Source organism: Bacillus sp. SJS (assembly GCF_000732485.2).
In the GTDB taxonomy this organism is placed as follows: Bacteria; Bacillota; Bacilli; order Bacillales; family Bacillaceae; genus Metabacillus_B; species Metabacillus_B sediminis.
Genome location: NZ_JAQV02000023.1, coordinates 13,020 through 28,079, shown reverse-complemented (window position 1 = coordinate 28,079; position 15,060 = coordinate 13,020). Strand labels below are relative to the sequence as shown.

The following is a 15,060-nucleotide window of genomic DNA, read 5'->3' as shown; positions in this document are numbered from 1 at the left end:
CTTCCTAGTTTAGGATACTTCACTCAGCAGGAAATTCAAGTCATCTCCAGTTATGACAGCGTTATCAGTGAATAATTCTTTATTTTCAAAACTGACTGACTTCTTATCTGTACCTTTTTTCCCTCTTTTATCATCCTTGTTTCCTTCAAGTTTTATTCACAGAGCGAACCGTTAATTTATGATATAGTTAGGTTAGAATACATAGTGAGAATAGGAGTGGATCGACTTGAACGAAATGCCAAAAAATGAAGCCGCACAAACACTTGATGGCTGGTACAGTCTCCATGATTTCAGAACGCTTGATTGGGCAGCATGGAAAATGCTTACGGGCGATGAACGCGAAATGGTCATCCGCGAATTCACAGGCCTTCTTGAAAAATGGGGCGCCGTCGAGAAAGCAGGAAAAGGCAGCCATGCCCTTTACAGCATTGTCGGGCAAAAAGCTGATTTCATGATGATGGTTTTAAGACCTACGATGGAGGAATTAAACGAGATTGAGATGGAGTTTAACAAATCCCGTCTCGCTGAATTCACCCTGCCGGCTTTTTCATACGTTTCCGTTGTCGAGCTGAGCAATTACCTTGCAGGAGATGGCGATCCTTATGAAAACCCTCAAGTCCGGGCAAGATTGTATCCGGAGCTTCCGAAAGCAAATCATGTTTGCTTCTATCCGATGGACAAGCGCAGACAGGGCAATGACAACTGGTACATGCTTCCAATGGACGAGCGCAAAAGCCTGATGAGAAGCCACGGCATGATCGGCAGACAATATGCGGGCAAAGTAAAGCAAATCATCTCCGGCTCAGTCGGCTTCGATGATTATGAGTGGGGCGTTACGCTTTTTGCAGATGACGTTCTTCAATTCAAAAAATTAGTGTATGAAATGCGTTTTGACGAAGTCAGCGCACGCTACGGCGAATTCGGATCCTTCTATGTAGGGAATATTCTCTCCACTGAAAAGGTTTCATCTTTTTTTCATATTTAATGAGTAAAGCTCTTTCCCAGCGGAAAGAGCTTTTTTTAACGCGCAGTAAACTGGTTGCGGCTATCCTGATCCCAGTTCTCCCCGCGGTATCCGGTATGTCCCTCCTCATTAACGAAGCATGGCAGAACTTCGTGGACAATACCTGGCACCGCATTTTGTTTAAATAGGATGGTAAATCTCATTTTCGTTGAATCCGTCGGGGCAATAACCGAATTTTGCGGGGTTAGACTGTTTGATGGAAGCAAACGGCCATTCATCCCCACTGTCCCGATTCCCGTGGGCTGTGCTTGACTGACTCTTATCCAGTAATTTGTCACCTTTACAGCAGATGCCAGGTCACATGGGCGGTCATATACCATTTCAATTTGATTCGCTGCAGTCTGTCTTGCCTCCAGCAGCTTTGGAACCGCCGCTCTGACATTTAAATCCGCAATCCGGTAGGTGACTCCGATTTTAAGAAACCTGTCCCCTGTCAGCCGATAGCTTCCATTGCCGCTGCTCCTCGCCCGAAAGCTCGTTCCATCATCTCCGGTAATGGTTAAAACCGGTGCAGCCGAAACAAAGCCCATCAGCTGAATTTCGCTTAATGTAATGATATTTGCCCTGACCTGTCTATAGGCCAGCGAATTTCCGGTTCTATAAAATCCCATCATTTTCAACGCCCCCTTAATCCTAGCCTATGAAGCATTTTTCGATTTTTGCCTTTTTAAAAAAGAATAATCCCCTTCTTTTCTCATACTATGAGAATAGCGTTCAGTCTTTTTTCAATCTCTTTTTAGGGGTGAAGGCATGGCTGTTGTTCCTTACAACGACAAAGAACTGAATCGGCGGAAGGTCAAGGAGACGGCCCGACAGGAATGCTTCTGGCCGGAAATGCGGGGGTAAACCGGGTCAGGGCCGATTGTCTGGATTTTTAAAAATTTCATCCATTGAAAGAATGATTTTTCAGCGGCCAGGCGGGTTTGAAGCAACTCAGAAAGGCTACTTTTATCAAAGAGCACGTTCCAGTGAAATCGATCTTGCCAAAAAGGTCATTGCCCAGCCGTTACCGTCCAGGGGAATATTCCCTCTGGTTTTTCAGGCCAGGCGGTAACTGCCCTGGCACCTGGTACAATCAGGCGAACTCCGGGCGCTGCAAATCACATTGCTTTTACACACCCAGCCAGGAAGCCTGTGCCTCCGTTTATTCGACGCGCTAAGATGATGAGAATGATTGAAAAGGGGGATTTAAATGTTATTCAATAAAAAGCAAGGGAATAGTGGACAGCAGCAGGAGCCCTACCCATATCCCGCATACGGATACGGCTATGAGGCCGGATATGATGGTTCCTATGATTACCGTGCCTATCAGCCGTATGCGATGCAGGGGCAGCAGGGGCAGGGACAAATGCAGCAAGGACAGGGTCAGCCGGGAATGGGCGGTATGCAAGGACAGCAAGGGCAGCAGCAGGGGCAAGGCGGTATGGGAGGTATGGGAGGCATGCAGGGGCAGCAGGGCCTTCAGGTTCCGCCTATGCAATCCCAGTCCTCCCCCTCGCAAAGCATACCGGGGATGCTTCCGCTTGAAGAATCCTATATCGAAAACATCCTGCGGCTGAACCGCGGAAAGACAGCCACTGTTTATATGACGTTTGAAAACAACAAAGAATGGAACGCCATGATATTCAAGGGAACCATTGAAGCCGCAGGCCGCGATCATATTATTTTGAGTGATCCGCAAACCGGCAGACGGTTCCTGCTTCTGATGGTCTACCTTGATTACATTACATTTGACGAAGAGATTAATTATGAATATCCATTTGGAATGTCAGCTTCTTCGCCGCGATGATGTAAAGTTGACTGGGTGAAGTTGCACTGACCCTCACTGCTTCACCGCAAACGGGGGCAAAGGCACCTCCTCACGACCCTTTGAGAGAGTAAGGCGGAAACAGGACGGGGACGGAGCTTTAGTCCTTTATCTGAGCGGGGGTCAGTGCACTGCACTGACCCTCAGCGCTTCACCGCAGAAGGGGCCAAAGGCAGCTCCTGACAAACCTTTGGGAGAGTAAGGCCTAAACAGAATGGGGACGGAGCTTTACTCCTTTACCTGAGCGGGGGTCAGTGCACTCGCCGATCACACAAAATACAATTTCCAAACCACACAAAAAGGGCGGTGCCAAATGCACCGCCCTTTCCCTGTTCACATAAATTTAAATGCAGCAACGACAATCAAGACCCAAGAGGCAAGGAAGCATAGTCCTCCAAGCGGTGTGATCGCGCCAAGTACGCTGATTTGGGTGACAGCGAGTACGTAAAGGCTTCCTGAAAAAAGGATGATTCCTGCGAACATGAGCCAGCCAGCCCACGTGACCAGTCCAGCCTGAGAGATTTTATCTGCGAGAAACGCAGCAACGAACAGTCCTCCTGCGTGGAACATCTGATATGTGACCGCTTTTTCCCAGATGGCGATGTATTTTTCAGGGATTTTCCCTTCCAATCCGTGTGCTCCAAAAGCACCTAGTGCTACAGCTAAAAAGGCGTTAATTGCGGCAAGGATAATAAACAGCTTCATTTCGACCAGCTCCTGTTATGAAATCGTCTCTTTTCATCTTACCTTACGGGTGAAAACTTTCCAACTGCCGCTCTGTTGAACGTTTTGTGACGGTTACGCCTTCTTGCCGAACCTCATTGTGAGCTGATCGACGATAATGGCAATAATGGTTCCTAAGATCAGACCATTGTTGAAGATGGAAATCAATACAGGAGGGAATCCTTCAAATGCGGCAGGAGGAACATACATCGCTCCGGTTCCTGTCAGCAAAGCTATCCCTATTGTATAGAGCATTCGGTCTTTATCCGCTGTTTCATTCAGCTGTCTCAGCGCCATTCCAATCATCCCGGAGAAAACGACAAACTGTACGGCAAACCCCACAGGTGCAGGAAGGGCAGCAAACAAGTTTAATACGAGTGGAATCATGCTCAGAGCGATGACAAGCAGGTTGGCTATGATAAACGGAAGCCGTGCGCCATTTCCTGTAGTCGTGATGAATCCAGCGGCTCCGGAGATCGGGACAGGCCCAACCGCTCCCGTAAGACCGCTGATTCCGTGGCTGATTCCGGCAAAAATACCGGCTCTTCTTCCGCGTCCATGCTCATCCTTTTCATCCTTGTTTAATGCTTTTACTGCCTGCTCGGCCACTTTAATGCTTGCGAGCATATTAGCGATGAGCAGCAGGGTGATAAAAAAGGCGGTGACAATCATGCCTGCATTGAAAACCGGGGCACCGAATGGAAACAGGACGGGCAGGGAGAACCAATCCGTGGTCCCTTTAACCGGCTTGGCTAAGCCGAGCAAAGCAAAAACTCCCCATCCAGCGAGCAGGCCGATCAGGATGGAATATTGCTTGAAAAATTGCCGCTTCATCCGGCTTAGGAAAAAGGTAAAAAGCAGGATTGCCGCTGCGGCTGCGAATACAGCCGGATCCACCTTTGACCCTCTGTAGCCTACTCCCATGATTCCTTTTACAATGGATCCGCTCAGCTGGAAAACAAGGAGAAGAAGATATGCCCCTGTAACAAGCGGTGTAAAGAGCTTGGCCAATTTATCAATCAGTCCGAAAATGGCAAACAGCAGGAAGAAGCCGCCGCTCATCAGCAGGGCGCCCTGGAGGTTCTGAAGCGTATCTATGTAGCTTGCAAACAGTGTGCTGCTCAGTCCGGCGTAGATGGAATAAACTCCCCACCACAGCCCAGCCGGCCCTTCATTTATCGGCAGTTTATGTCCAAAAAGAACCTGCATTAAACCGGCAAGACCAAGAACAAATAAGGTGCTTTGAATGAGAATAGCCGTCTGGCTGCCATCGAGCTGATACAGCTGTCCGATTGCAATCGGAACGACGATTGTTGAAGCAATAATAAAGAACACCCATTGAAGGGCTGATAATAGCAATTTCATATCTTGGAATCCTCCATTAAAAAAAGCCGAAAAAACGGCTTATTAAAAATCAAACAGCGATGAGCCATTGGCTCCTTCATCTTTGAAACGTTCACCGGTTCCAAGGGACTTCTGAGAGGCAGGCTTGGAAATTCCCATCATTTTCTGAAGTTCATACTCGCTGATTCCGCTCTCTGACTTAGGCTTTTCAGGATAGCGCACCGGTTCTTGATCCAGTACAACATCGCAAAGGCTTTTAATCACGAGAAGCTTTTCGCGGATGGCTTGATCCGAACCGGATATTCTTGCTTCCCGAAGCTCGGCTTCCATTTTATTCAGCAGCTGGTGTATCGAAATGTCCATATCGACCCTCCTTCTCTTGAAGTACATTCCTTTATTTTACCACGGATGGGGTACGGATGCAGGTGAGAGGAAACAAAAGGAAAACCAGCCTCCGTTAGAAAGCTGGTTTAGAAATTAAATGAAGTAGCCGCTTTTGCCGTAACTCATTATAAGAAAGTTTTAAACCACCACTTCTCCAAGTGGGTGTTCGCAGAAACGCTAAATGACGTCCTCCCTGTCATATAGACGAAGGCTTGCCATTTTCGCTTCAATGTAAAACTCCCTATTACAGCTTAAAGGTTAAAACTTTATTATCATTACGAACAATGCAGCTAGTTACCATATAGTACATCATTCTTTTCATTAACACAAGTGGTTTGATCCATCGGCCAACCATCATCAAAACAAATAGTCCAAAAGCACCAAAAGAGTATTCAGAGGTTTTAATTGTCCTCATTCGTGCTAAATGAATAGTGGACAACAAAACCAGGAGGCGACAAGAAATGAAACCAGTAGTTAGAGAATATACAAATGATGAAACATTGAAAAATGATGTTTTGGAATTAAAAGCACAAGGTGTCAATCCGAAAGATTTATACGTACTTTCTCATGATGATGAGCGTACAAACCGTGTAGCAGGCAATGCTGATGCCAACACAATCGGAATTTCAGAAATGGGTCTTGGCACCGCAGTAGGCAACATGTTCAGCAAAAAAGGCGATGAGCTTCGCGCTAAACTCCAAGAAGTAGGCTTTTCTGAAGCAGAGGCTGAGGCTTATGAAGAAAAATTAGATCAAGGGAAAATCCTTCTGATTGTAACCGATCATGAGCGTGCAAAATCACTGGTATAAATGATGCAGAAAAGGCTGGCGCGATGCCAGCCTTTTTTTATGTCTTCCTCTTTTTCATATACACCAGTCAATTTCCCTCAACCCTTTTTCCCTTAACCATGCATTGGTTCTTGAAAATGGCCTGCTGCCGAAGAACCCTCGGTTTGCTGAAAATGGACTGGGGTGGGGAGATTCAATGACCGTATGCTTCGTGAGATCAATAAGCTCTTTTTTTGCCTGCGCATGTTTTCCCCAAAGGATAAAAACGACAGGCTCTTCTTTATTGTTTAAACTCCGGATAACTTCATCCGTAAACCGCTCCCATCCGAGACCTTTATGGGAGTTCGCTTCCCCTTTTCGAACTGATAATACCGTATTTAACAAAAGAACGCCTTCTTCGGCCCATTTGATGAGGGATCCGTGAGCAGGTTCGGGACAGCCAAGATCTTCCGCCAATTCTTTATAAATATTTTTCAGAGAGGGCGGTTTTCGGACACCTTCCTTTACCGAAAAGCTTAATCCATGCGCCTGTCCCGGTCCGTGATACGGATCCTGGCCAAGGATGACGGCCCTTACACGGCTGAAAGGCGTTAAATGAAGGGCGTTAAAAAGCTCATATGGATCCGGATAAACCGTTCCATTTTCATACTCCTGCTTGAGCTTTTCCCTAAGTGAAAGATAGTATTCTGCTGAAAATTCATCTTCTAATTCATTCCACCAGTCATTCTCTATGAGCTGCTTCATGTAATCACCCCGACTTGCTATTTGGCTAATGAATTCTCCTGGGCGAGCCTGGAGACGATCGGCATACCATCCCAAATAATCTCGCTCGAGGATTCCAGACTTTTAATTTCCGGTTCTTCAAGAAGAGTGGAAAAGTTCTTAACCTCGAGTTCTCCCAGATTGTGCTTGTCTGCAAAGATATTTAAAAATCCTTCTCTTACCGAGTCCAGCTGGGCCGATTGATTATCTCCCTCGCCATCAAAGGAATAAATGACTCCGGCAACAGGAACCCGTTTTACAACATGTTTCTTCATGACTCTGAGAATGAAATCCCAATCCCAATAGTTATGGACATCCAAATCAAAGTAGCCCACTTCCTCATGAAGCTTTCTTTTATACAGACTTCCGGACGGTACGTAAGTGGAGAACCTCTTCATATTCTGCGGATCATACTGATAGGCGAACAGTCTCCTCTCCTGAGGGAATCGGATAAACCGCTGCCATTTAAAGCGGACGATTTCGGCGTCCGAATACACAAGGTCGGCCTTATCCAGCGAGCGCGACATTCTCTCCAGATGGGAAGGCATCAGCAAATCATCATCGTCGCACAGCATAATGGCGTCTCCTGTCGCCTGCCTCACGCCCAGATTTCTCGCTGTAACATGTCCTCCATTTTCCGTCAGATGCTGAATATGAATGGGAAGTTCAGGATACATTTCCTTCAGCCTGTCCACTCGTTCACCTGCATCGTTCACAATAATAATTTCGTGCGGCTTCAGAGTCTGCCGCAATAGGCATTCCATTAACTCGGCAAGCGCCCATAAACGGTTATAGGTGGTCACAACGACAGAAATTTTCATTTAGCGATCCCTCACTTACGATTCTTATGTTTTTATTAAATCATATATTGCGCTTGATATCACCTTTCAGCCGGTTAGTTTTTGCAGCTGCTTAATCGGGTAAAGGTTGATATTACAAAGTCTTGGGGAGGAAATAAGCATGAAATTATTTGTTGTGGAAAACGGTGTTCAGGCCATTGAGAAAGTGAAGAACCTGGAAGAACAAGGCATCAGCAAAAATTCCATTTTTTTATTCGCTCAGGATGAAGATCGGTCAAAGCACCTGACAGAAAACACAAATACGAGCAAAATGAAGACACTCGATAAGGGCTTATTCAATACAATGGCGAATGCATTCCGATCAAGAACAGAGGAATTGACCTCTAAAATGGCTGCTCTCGGTGTGAGCCAAAATGAAGCTTTAAAATTTGAGGAAGAGCTTGCAAACGGACGAATTGTGATCCTTGCGAAGGAAAAGAACTAATTTATTTTGCATACAAAAGAAGACTAACCCTTTACTGGGTTAGTCTTCCAATTAGAATTCCTGCTATGCAAAATCCTTCTATTAATGATTGTGAGCTCTTCTTGAACCGCCCATCTTTCTCATAACGAGCTGTACGATGAATACAACGATGGCTGCACCAATAATGGCAGGAATGATTGCAAATCCTGCAATATCAGGACCCCATGTTCCAAATAGACCGTGACCTAACCAAGCGCCTGCAAAACCAGCGATAATTGAACCGATAATTCCTCCAGGCATAGAGCCTTTCACTAGAAGGTCTCCGATCCACCCGATTACTAATGCTACAATGATTGATACGATAAAGTTCATAAGATTGACACTCCTTTAGGTTTTATTACTCTATACATTCCTTTAAAATATTACTTTAAAACCTATTATTCCTTGAACTTCGCATAAATGGTTCTAAATACCTCATTCACATTCCTTATATTACCTTTAAGTAGTTTGAAAGATTCAAAAAAGGACTTGAATAATAAAGCTCTATTCACCTTGGCTGTTGATTGCAGCCAGCAGGCAATCAACAGGTGTTAAAGAATCACCATCATGCTATAACATAGCTAGTAATAAAAAGAACAATTGCGAAGTCCGCTTTTTTTCATACCGGGGAAGAGTTTATAGAAAAGGATGATGTAACTGGGGGTCTACGACTCACTAAATTCACTTCCTTTTTAGAAACGCTTCATCAATAAATTCATAAAAAAAAGACCAACCCTCTGGATTAGTCTATCAGCTTGCATATTCAGCTCGTTTACAATGGTCCTCTTCTGGTTGCTCTAATGATTAAACCAGTCAGGAATACAACAATCGCTGCTCCAATGATTGCCGGAATAATGTAAAATCCAGCAATTTCCGGGCCCCACCTCCCCAGCAGAGCACTGCCGAGCCATGCGCCAGCAAAGCCGGCGATGATGGAACCGATGATGCCGCCGGGCATGGTGTTTTTAACAAGCAAGTCACCAATCCAGCCAATCACTAATGCCACTAATATAGATACGATGAGGTTCATAATTTGTTCACACCTCCAGATTCTCTTACTCTTTATTCTTACTCCGTATAATCCTTGTTCATTCGGTTTATATAATAAACAGGCTATACTGCCCATATGAAAAAGAGCCGCTCCTGCTGCAGAAGCGGCTCTTTTTTATTCTTTTTTTAGCAATATAGACGCAAGCGGTCCCAGTTTTAACGCGCCTTTTATTTTTTGATTCGTTGCACAATTGATATATTTTCCTTCCGGAAGGTCGATTTCTGCCGGACGATCAACGGAGTGGTTCATGGCACTCAGGAATTTTTCGCGGCGAACCACTTCCACTCCATTTTGCGTTTCGATTATTTCTGCTCCAGCCTCTTGGAAAATTTCTTTGTAAAGGGCTGTCAGCATGGTTTCTTCAAGGGCGGTACCGATATAATAGACCGTTCCTTTTCCGTACTTGTTTTTCGTCACAGCAGCTGTACCTTTATAGAAGCAATCATCATATTCGGCCAGCACTTCTGCTGTCACCGGATCAATCAGGTCACACCATACCGTCGCAGCGGACTCTAATCCGCTAAGACTTCCTTTTACCCCATTCACCTTATTTTGCTGGCCGGTTTGCAGGGATTCATATTCGTTAATCGTAATCCCGGTCATTTCCGTCAGCTCTCCAGGCAGGGTTTGGCCTGTAACGAAATTGTTCGGTTTTTTTACACCTGAACGGTAGCTGAATACGACAGTTCCTCCGTTTTCTGCATAACGCTTCAATTTTTCAGTGAAAATCGGATTCTCAAGGAAATAGATTGGGACAAATACAACCTTGTATCCTTCAAGACTGCTGCGGCTGTTTACCGCATCGGTCGCTACGTTGAGCTTGTGTGCAGGCGTATAATGCCTCAGCAGCTCCTGCCGGTGGGAGAACGCGCTGCTCTGCGGCTGAATGTTCCACGCCCAGGCATTTTCTGTATCATAGTAAACCGCTGCCTGCGCTTCATATTTTGAAGCGATCCAGTCGTCGCCATGTTCCTTCAGGGAGTCGATTACTTCCTTTACTTCGTTGTATTTTCGTTTAGGAATGCCATCATGATCGAGAATTCCGTGGCAAAATTCCTCTGTTCCAAAATGGGCTGCGCGCCACCTGAAATAAACAATCGCTTCTGCTCCTCTTGAGATTGCCTGGTAGGTCCATAGCTTAATATGGCCAGGTCTCGGTAGGTAGCCGATTTTACTCCAGCCCTGTGCACCGGACAGTTCTTCCATTACCCAGTAGCCTTTTCCGTTTTTCGTTCCCCGGCACAGGTCGTGCTGATGGGCAATGGCTGACGGAGACACCGGTTCTGCGAGTCCGCCCCAAACAGGGTAGTTGTCGTACGAAACATAATCCAAATCCTCAGCCATATCCCATTGATTAATCGCTTGATCCGTATACACGAAGTTATGGGTTAAAAACTGATCGTCACGGATATTTTCCCGTAAACAATCAGTTTGAAGCTTGTTGTAGCTTGTGTATGCATCGGCGCAAAAGCGGTCAAAATCCAGCAGCAGGCTTGGATTATGTTCCTGGAGAACCTTGCGCGGAACCGGAATTTGAGACCAGTCTGTGTACGTTTGACTCCAGAAAACAGTGCCCCAGTTTTCGTTCAGCTCATCGAGCGTTCCGTATTTTTTCTCAAGCCACGCCTGGAAGGCTTGACGGTCTTCCTCTCCATAGCTGCGGTCCGATTTTTCATGTCCGTATTCGTTGTCGGTCTGCCAGCCGATTACATCCGGATGCTGCCCGTAGTGCTTTGCCATCTCAGTCACAATCTTCTTTGTGTATTCACGGAAAATCCGGCTGTTCACCGTATAATGTCTTCTTGCCCCAAAGGAGATTTGAACCCCGTTCTCATCTGTCGGCAAAATTTCGGGGTGCTTTTGGATGAGCCATGCCGGCGGTGTCGCAGTCGGCGTACCGAGCACCACCTTAATTCCGCTTTCAGTCAGCAGTTTAATTGCCCTGTCATAAAGAGAAAAATCGTAGTGTCCTTCCTCAGGCTCCATCAGCTGCCAGCCAAATTCCGCGATTCTTACGACGTTGACGCCAAGCTCCTTCATGAGCGTAACATCCTCAGGCCATCTTGATTCTGGCCACTGCTCAGGGTAGTAATCCACTCCGATATACATGCTCCAACACTCCAGTCTGCTTATAGTAAGACGGGAACTCCCCCCGCTTTTTCAATAAAGGCTGTGAATGCAGCCATTCCTTTTTCATTCCGCTTGAAAACACCCGCGTGCTCGAGGATGATAGCGAAAACTCTGCCTAATTCCTCCTGCAGAACCTCATAGCTGTTATCGCTTGTCACGCTGCAGCGCTCCTTTATTTCCAGAGCCCATTCAAGGTGCTGGTTGAGTTCCGGATGCTGAGCGATTTGCTCTGCTGCGAGTTCAGTTGGCAGCAGCTCAGCCAGCTTCTGCATTTCCTCCGTCAGCCTGCCCGGCAGAACAGCCAGTCCCATCACCTCAATCAGTCCGATGTTTTCTTTCTTAATATGATGAACCTCCTGATGCGGGTGGAAGATTCCCATTGGATGCTCGTCACTCGTCCGGTTGTTGCGGAGAACAAGATCAAGCTCAAACAGTCCTCCCCTTCGCCGTGCGATCGGTGTAATCGTATTATGCGGGTCATCCCCCGTTGCAGCAATGACGTCAGCATCCGGATCGGAATAGCCCTTCCACTCGTTGAGTAAATATTCCGCAGCCCGGACAAGCTCCTCTTTATCCGTCCCCTGCAGTCTCAGTACAGACATCGGCCATTTGACGATTCCCGCTTTTATTCCTGGATAACTTGAGAATGTAAACGTCTTTTCCACTTCCGCTTTCGCCATCGGAAAGTCGTGACGGCCTCCCTGAAAATGGTCATGACTCAAGATCGATCCGCCGACTATCGGAAGATCTGCGTTTGAGCCTAGGAAATAATGAGGGTATTCATCCGTGAAATCCAGGAGCCTTACAAAGGTTTCTTTCGAAATGCGCATTGGTTTGTGCTCTCCCGATAGCACGATGCAATGCTCGTTATAGTAAACGTAAGGAGAATACTGCAAATACCATTCCTCGCGATTGAGCGCCACAGGAATAATCCGGTGATTTTGTCTGGCGGGATGATTCAGTCTTCCCGCATACCCGGTATTTTCTTTGCAGAGCAAGCATTCAGGATAGCTGCTGAACGCCAGATTTTTAGCGGCCGCAATCGCTTTTGGATCTTTTTCAGGCTTTGATAGATTAATGGTGATTTCCATTTTCCCGTACGAAGTATCCGAGTACCAATGCTGATTTTTCGCAATCCGGTCTGTACGAATGTAATGGAGATCCTGTGAAAACTGGTAATACGCATCTGTAGCTGCTTCGATTCCTTCGCGGGCAGCCGTTTCCCGGTATCTGCGGATTACTTCAGACTGGGAAGGAGTCAGGCAGCCCATCAGCTTCGTATCCAACAAATCCCGATAGGTGACAGAGTCTGCTTCAAGCCTTCCGTTTTCTGCTGCCCAGTCAAGGATTTTATGAAGGATGGGCACAGGGGTTTCCGGCACCTCACCAAAGTAAGCCGCTGTTTTTTCCCCGTTCAAATCAAGTGCTTCGAAAAGCTTATTTCTGACGAGATCCACATCCCATTTTGAAACGAGCTTTTTCTCGATTCCGTATTGAAGCAGTTCCTCCAGATGAGCATAAATTGGATTTGGCATGACATTCCCTCCCTATTGAATAGCTGAAGATTTTTAGTAGCCTTTTGGATTCTTTAAAAACCAGTTCCATGCACTCTCAATGATGGTGTGCAGATCTGCATATTTCGGCTTCCAGCCAAGCTCCTGAATCGCTTTTTCAGAGGACGCCACAAGTCTGGCTGGATCTCCAGCCCGTCTTGGAGCAACCTCTGCCGGTATCGGATGGCCCGTTACCACGCGAGCCACATCGATGACTTCCTTCACGGAAAAACCATTCCCATTTCCGAGATTATACGTACCGCTCACAGGCTGTTTTCTTAAAGAATCAAGGGCGAGCAAATGAGCGTCAGCAAGATCGGTCACATGAATGTAGTCTCTAATGCATGTACCGTCCGGTGTAGCATAGTCATCTCCGAAAATCATGATTTTCTCGCGCTGCCCAAGCGCTACTTGAAGAATGATCGGAATGAGGTGCGTTTCCGGCTGATGGTCTTCGCCAAGCTTTCCATCCATATGGGCACCCGCAACATTAAAGTAGCGAAGAACCATGTAATTTAGTCCGTAAGCCTGCTCGGACCACTTCAGCATTTTTTCAATCGCAAGCTTCGTTTCTCCATACGGATTCGTCGGTTCCGTCGGCTCGGTTTCCTGTATCGGAATATTTTTCGCCTCTCCGTAAGCTGCTGCTGTAGAAGAGAAAACAATCTTTTTCACGCCAAATTCCTTCATAACCTTTAAAAGGGACAAAGCTCCATACACATTGTTATCGTAATATTTCAAAGGGTCCTCAACGCTTTCTCCAACTAAAGAGTCCGCCGCAAAGTGCATAACTGCCTCAATTTCATTCTCTTCAAAAAGATTTCTTAAAAACGCTTCATCTCTCAAATCGCCTGTATAAAGCTTCGCACCGTCTAAAACCGCTTCAATGTGCCCTTTTTGCAGACTGTCTGCCACGATCACCTTTTCCCCGCGATCCAGCAGCTCTGACACTGCATGGCTTCCAATGTAACCCGCTCCGCCGCAAACTAAAATCGACATGTCTCTTCCTCCTTAAATATGAATAATTTCTCTTGCTCCATCTCCAACTTCAACTACATAGAACTCTGGGGTAAGCCCCGTTTCTTTTTTATAGACAGCGCCTGCCTCTGAGATAAACGTCTGGACAGCTGATTTCTGAACAATGCTGACGGTGCAGCCTCCGAATCCTGCTCCGGTCATTCTGGAGCCGATTACACCCGGCAGTTTCCATGCGATTTCGACCATGGCATCGAGTTCTTTCCCGGTTACTTCGTAGTCATCCCTCAAAGACAAATGGGAATCATTCATTAATTGTCCGAATCCCTCTTCATCGCCAGCATGGAGCTTCTTAACTGCCTGTAATGTACGAATGTTTTCAAGCACCGCATGTTTTGCTCTTTTGCGGTCTGTTTCGTTTTCAATGAGATGCTGATTTTCTTCAAATTCTTCTGCTGTTAAGTCTCCAAGTGAATGGATATCAAGCTTGGTTTGCAGATTTTTGAGCGCACGCTCGCACTCTGACCGGCGCTCATTGTATTTAGAATCTGCCAGTGTTCTTCGTTTCCCTGTATTGGAAATCACGAGAACAGAATCCTTAAGTTCCAGCGGGCTGTACTGATATTCAAGAGTCTGGCAGTTTAGCAGAACCGCCGAGTCCTTTCTGCCCATTCCGATCGCGAACTGGTCCATAATGCCGCAGCTGACTCCGATAAATTCATTTTCTGCATGCTGACTCATTTTGACAAGCTCTAATCGATCAATCGATGATCTTGTCAGCTCGTTTATCATGACAGCAGAAGCAAGTTCAATGGAAGCAGAGGAGGAAAGGCCTGCACCATTCGGGATGTTGCCGAAAAACAGAACATCCAGTCCATGAATCAGCCGGATTCCCTTCAGGCTGAACTCCTTCAGGACTCCTTTCGGATAGTTCGCCCAATCATGCTCTTCCTTGTATAGGAGGTCATCCGCCTGAAATTCAATCATGCCTTTATCTTCAAAGTTCTTGGAATAGAGACGCATCATCTGATCGCTTCTCTCTCTAACCAAGCAATACGTCCCTACATTAAGCGCACAGGGAAAAACATGGCCGCCGTTATAATCCGTATGTTCACCTATTAAATTCACTCTTCCTGGAGCAAAGAAAATTCTTGGTTCTGTACCTTTGCCGAATACTTCATTAAATTGATTAATTAACTGTGTAAGCATACGTCACC

16 protein-coding genes, 1 other RNA gene and 1 pseudogene are annotated in these 15,060 nt (G+C 46.2%); 5 read left to right on the top strand and 13 right to left on the bottom strand.

Annotated elements, in window-relative coordinates:
- Window positions 1-235 precede the first annotated feature (235 nt).
- Window positions 236-985: a hydrogen peroxide-dependent heme synthase gene (hemQ, locus tag AS29_RS13625; RefSeq protein ID WP_035408242.1), complete on the top strand. Its 750-nt coding sequence runs from the start codon at window positions 236-238 to the stop codon at window positions 983-985.
- 35 nt (window positions 986-1,020) lie between these two features.
- Here the strand turns inward: hemQ and AS29_RS21795 are convergent, their stop codons facing one another.
- Window positions 1,021-1,638 (bottom strand): hypothetical protein, encoded by a 618-nt coding sequence (locus AS29_RS21795; RefSeq protein ID WP_231889944.1) that lies wholly within the window; start codon window positions 1,636-1,638, stop codon window positions 1,021-1,023.
- A 162-nt stretch (window positions 1,639-1,800) separates the two neighbouring features.
- Between AS29_RS21795 and AS29_RS21615 the strand changes: the two are divergent.
- Together AS29_RS21615 and gerQ are read left to right on the top strand one after the other, a co-directional pair.
- Window positions 1,801-2,184: pseudogene (locus tag AS29_RS21615) on the top strand (cell wall hydrolase); the annotation flags it as partial.
- 32 nt (window positions 2,185-2,216) lie between these two features.
- The gene (gene gerQ / locus AS29_RS13610; RefSeq protein ID WP_442854534.1) at window positions 2,217-2,813 is read left to right on the top strand and encodes a spore coat protein GerQ; all 597 of its coding nucleotides are present in this window, start codon (window positions 2,217-2,219) and stop codon (window positions 2,811-2,813) included.
- 351 nt (window positions 2,814-3,164) lie between these two features.
- Here the strand turns inward: gerQ and AS29_RS13605 are convergent, their stop codons facing one another.
- The 4 genes from AS29_RS13605 to ssrS all read right to left on the bottom strand — a co-directional run bounded on the left by AS29_RS13605 (window position 3,165) and on the right by ssrS (window position 5,578).
- Window positions 3,165-3,536, bottom strand: a complete 372-nt coding sequence (locus AS29_RS13605; RefSeq protein ID WP_035407945.1) for a DUF423 domain-containing protein — start codon at window positions 3,534-3,536, stop codon at window positions 3,165-3,167.
- 93 nt (window positions 3,537-3,629) lie between these two features.
- Window positions 3,630-4,919, bottom strand: a complete 1,290-nt coding sequence (locus tag AS29_RS13600; RefSeq protein ID WP_035407943.1) for a purine/pyrimidine permease — start codon at window positions 4,917-4,919, stop codon at window positions 3,630-3,632.
- Window positions 4,920-4,961: 42 nt separating this feature from the next.
- Complete coding sequence (locus AS29_RS13595; protein WP_035407940.1) at window positions 4,962-5,261, bottom strand: YwdI family protein; 300 nt, start codon at window positions 5,259-5,261, stop codon at window positions 4,962-4,964.
- A 120-nt stretch (window positions 5,262-5,381) separates the two neighbouring features.
- Window positions 5,382-5,578: non-coding RNA, 6S RNA (gene ssrS, locus AS29_RS13590), on the bottom strand.
- A 165-nt stretch (window positions 5,579-5,743) separates the two neighbouring features.
- On the opposite strand from ssrS, the gene AS29_RS13585 reads away from it, so the two are divergent.
- Window positions 5,744-6,091, top strand: coding sequence for a general stress protein (locus tag AS29_RS13585; protein WP_035407938.1), 348 nt, complete (start codon window positions 5,744-5,746; stop codon window positions 6,089-6,091).
- Between the two features lie 54 nt (window positions 6,092-6,145).
- On the opposite strand, the gene AS29_RS13580 is transcribed toward AS29_RS13585, so the two are convergent.
- Together AS29_RS13580 and AS29_RS13575 are read right to left on the bottom strand one after the other, a co-directional pair.
- Window positions 6,146-6,814: a uracil-DNA glycosylase gene (locus AS29_RS13580; RefSeq protein ID WP_035407936.1), complete on the bottom strand. Its 669-nt coding sequence runs from the start codon at window positions 6,812-6,814 to the stop codon at window positions 6,146-6,148.
- A 17-nt stretch (window positions 6,815-6,831) separates the two neighbouring features.
- A complete protein-coding gene (locus AS29_RS13575) occupies window positions 6,832-7,653 on the bottom strand; it encodes a glycosyltransferase family 2 protein (protein WP_035407934.1) in 822 nt (273 codons plus the stop codon).
- A gap of 139 nt (window positions 7,654-7,792) precedes the next feature.
- Between AS29_RS13575 and AS29_RS13570 the strand changes: the two genes are divergently transcribed.
- Window positions 7,793-8,116, top strand: coding sequence for a general stress protein (locus AS29_RS13570; RefSeq protein ID WP_035407932.1), 324 nt, complete (start codon window positions 7,793-7,795; stop codon window positions 8,114-8,116).
- 81 nt (window positions 8,117-8,197) lie between these two features.
- Here AS29_RS13570 and AS29_RS13565 read toward each other — a convergent pair whose 3' ends face one another.
- The 6 genes from AS29_RS13565 to AS29_RS13540 form a co-directional block, all read right to left on the bottom strand.
- Window positions 8,198-8,467 (bottom strand): GlsB/YeaQ/YmgE family stress response membrane protein, encoded by a 270-nt coding sequence (locus tag AS29_RS13565; RefSeq protein ID WP_035407930.1) that lies wholly within the window; start codon window positions 8,465-8,467, stop codon window positions 8,198-8,200.
- A 439-nt stretch (window positions 8,468-8,906) separates the two neighbouring features.
- Window positions 8,907-9,164 carry a GlsB/YeaQ/YmgE family stress response membrane protein gene (locus tag AS29_RS13560; RefSeq protein WP_035407927.1) on the bottom strand — a complete coding sequence of 86 codons (258 nt, stop codon included), beginning with the start codon at window positions 9,162-9,164 and terminating at the stop codon, window positions 8,907-8,909.
- Between the two features lie 135 nt (window positions 9,165-9,299).
- The gene (locus AS29_RS13555; RefSeq protein ID WP_035407925.1) at window positions 9,300-11,294 is read right to left on the bottom strand and encodes a beta-galactosidase; all 1,995 of its coding nucleotides are present in this window, start codon (window positions 11,292-11,294) and stop codon (window positions 9,300-9,302) included.
- A 20-nt stretch (window positions 11,295-11,314) separates the two neighbouring features.
- Window positions 11,315-12,850, bottom strand: coding sequence for a UDP-glucose--hexose-1-phosphate uridylyltransferase (gene galT, locus AS29_RS13550; protein WP_035407923.1), 1,536 nt, complete (start codon window positions 12,848-12,850; stop codon window positions 11,315-11,317).
- Between the two features lie 33 nt (window positions 12,851-12,883).
- Complete coding sequence (gene galE, locus AS29_RS13545; RefSeq protein WP_035407921.1) at window positions 12,884-13,867, bottom strand: UDP-glucose 4-epimerase GalE; 984 nt, start codon at window positions 13,865-13,867, stop codon at window positions 12,884-12,886.
- Between the two features lie 12 nt (window positions 13,868-13,879).
- Window positions 13,880-15,052, bottom strand: a complete 1,173-nt coding sequence (locus AS29_RS13540; protein WP_035407918.1) for a galactokinase — start codon at window positions 15,050-15,052, stop codon at window positions 13,880-13,882.
- Between the last annotated feature and the right edge of the window lie 8 nt (window positions 15,053-15,060).

Excerpts from the sequence above, each read along its gene's own strand:
- hemQ (WP_035408242.1), top strand. The coding sequence starts at position 236 with ATGCCAAAAAATGAAGCCGCACAAACACTTGATGGCTGGTACAGTCTC.
- AS29_RS21795 (WP_231889944.1), bottom strand. The coding sequence starts at position 1,638 with ATGATGGGATTTTATAGAACCGGAAATTCGCTGGCCTATAGACAGGTC.
- gerQ (WP_442854534.1), top strand. The coding sequence starts at position 2,217 with ATGTTATTCAATAAAAAGCAAGGGAATAGTGGACAGCAGCAGGAGCCC.
- AS29_RS13605 (WP_035407945.1), bottom strand. The coding sequence starts at position 3,536 with ATGAAGCTGTTTATTATCCTTGCCGCAATTAACGCCTTTTTAGCTGTA.
- AS29_RS13600 (WP_035407943.1), bottom strand. The coding sequence starts at position 4,919 with ATGAAATTGCTATTATCAGCCCTTCAATGGGTGTTCTTTATTATTGCT.
- AS29_RS13595 (WP_035407940.1), bottom strand. The coding sequence starts at position 5,261 with ATGGACATTTCGATACACCAGCTGCTGAATAAAATGGAAGCCGAGCTT.
- AS29_RS13585 (WP_035407938.1), top strand. The coding sequence starts at position 5,744 with ATGAAACCAGTAGTTAGAGAATATACAAATGATGAAACATTGAAAAAT.
- AS29_RS13580 (WP_035407936.1), bottom strand. The coding sequence starts at position 6,814 with ATGAAGCAGCTCATAGAGAATGACTGGTGGAATGAATTAGAAGATGAA.
- AS29_RS13575 (WP_035407934.1), bottom strand. The coding sequence starts at position 7,653 with ATGAAAATTTCTGTCGTTGTGACCACCTATAACCGTTTATGGGCGCTT.
- AS29_RS13570 (WP_035407932.1), top strand. The coding sequence starts at position 7,793 with ATGAAATTATTTGTTGTGGAAAACGGTGTTCAGGCCATTGAGAAAGTG.
- AS29_RS13565 (WP_035407930.1), bottom strand. The coding sequence starts at position 8,467 with ATGAACTTTATCGTATCAATCATTGTAGCATTAGTAATCGGGTGGATC.
- AS29_RS13560 (WP_035407927.1), bottom strand. The coding sequence starts at position 9,164 with ATGAACCTCATCGTATCTATATTAGTGGCATTAGTGATTGGCTGGATT.
- AS29_RS13555 (WP_035407925.1), bottom strand. The coding sequence starts at position 11,294 with ATGTATATCGGAGTGGATTACTACCCTGAGCAGTGGCCAGAATCAAGA.
- galT (WP_035407923.1), bottom strand. The coding sequence starts at position 12,850 with ATGCCAAATCCAATTTATGCTCATCTGGAGGAACTGCTTCAATACGGA.
- galE (WP_035407921.1), bottom strand. The coding sequence starts at position 13,867 with ATGTCGATTTTAGTTTGCGGCGGAGCGGGTTACATTGGAAGCCATGCA.
- AS29_RS13540 (WP_035407918.1), bottom strand. The coding sequence starts at position 15,052 with ATGCTTACACAGTTAATTAATCAATTTAATGAAGTATTCGGCAAAGGT.